The following is a 1131-nucleotide window of genomic DNA, read 5'->3' on the forward strand; positions in this document are numbered from 1 at the left end:
GGCGCGGGGCGGGTGGCGGGATGGGGGATGGTGCGTGCGGCGGGCGGGGGGGCGGCGACGGCGGCGACACCCGGCGGGGCAGCGCGAGGCCGCTGGAGGATTGAGTAGCGCGCGCTCAATGATTGTCTCCGGGAAGCGAGGCGGCGCCTGCCGTGCGCCGCCACAGGAAGCTGGCGAGGTGCTCGACCGGCAGCGGCGCGCCGGCCTTGTCGGCCGCGTGGCCGATGTTCAGCAGGCAGCCGCAGTCGGCGGACACGAGCCGGTCGCAGCCCGTCGCGCAGGCCGACGCGACCTTGTCGCGCACCATCGCGCCGGAGATGTCCGGATGTTTCAGCGAAAACGTGCCGCCGAAGCCGCAGCATTCGGATTCGCGTTCGTGTTCGATGCGCGTCACGCCTGGCAGCGCGTCGACGAGTGCGACGCCGTGCACGCGGGTGTCCATTTCGCGGCGGGCCGCGCACGACGTATGCAGCACCACGCGCTCGTCGGTGCCGACCGGTGCGGCGAGCGCATCGAGCCGCACGTCGAGCACGTGTACGAGGAATTCGGTGAGTTCGTAGGTGCGTTCCGCAATCGCGCGGGCCTTGGGGCCGTGGACGGCATCGTCGGCGAACAGCGCCGGCCAATGGTGCCGGATCATGCCGCCGCACGAGCCGGACGGCACGATCACGGGCCACGGTTGCGCGAACAGGTCGAGCTGCGCGGCCGCGACGCGGCGCGCTTCGTCGGGATTGCCGCTGCTGTAGGCCGGCTGCCCGCAGCAGCTCTGGCCGCGCGGATAGTGGACGGTCAGGCCTTCGCGTTCCAGCAGGCGGACCGCGTCGAGCCCGGCTTCGGGGACGAACAGGTCGACCAGGCAGGTCGCGAACAGGTAGACGTGCGCGGGGGCGGCGGGGTACTGCCTTGGGTTCATGTCTCGCTCCAGAGGCGACGGCCCGGCATGCGGATGCGGGACGACGATTTCGCTGCATAATTCCCGCGACGGCGCCGCAGCTCAAATTGGTTGGGCCAATCGGCGCGGCACGCATTCCGCAGGGAGACGCGACGATGGCAGCGATGACGGCACGGGGCCGGACCGAAGTGGTGATGCGCAAGATCGAGACGGCGCTGCACCACTTCGGTCCGGCCCCG

The 1131-nt window shown here is 71.4% G+C and carries 1 protein-coding gene; it reads right to left on the minus strand.

Annotation, left to right across the window (positions count from 1 at the left end):
- Positions 1 to 115: 115 nt before the first annotated feature.
- Positions 116 to 913 carry a (Fe-S)-binding protein gene (locus tag G3N99_RS40620; RefSeq protein WP_206125243.1) on the minus strand — a complete coding sequence of 266 codons (798 nt, stop codon included), beginning with the start codon at positions 911 to 913 and terminating at the stop codon, positions 116 to 118.
- Positions 914 to 1131: the final 218 nt, after the last annotated feature.

Origin of the sequence: Burkholderia sp. Ac-20392, assembly GCF_017104585.1 — a bacterium.
Lineage (GTDB): Bacteria > Pseudomonadota > Gammaproteobacteria > Burkholderiales > Burkholderiaceae > Burkholderia > Burkholderia lata.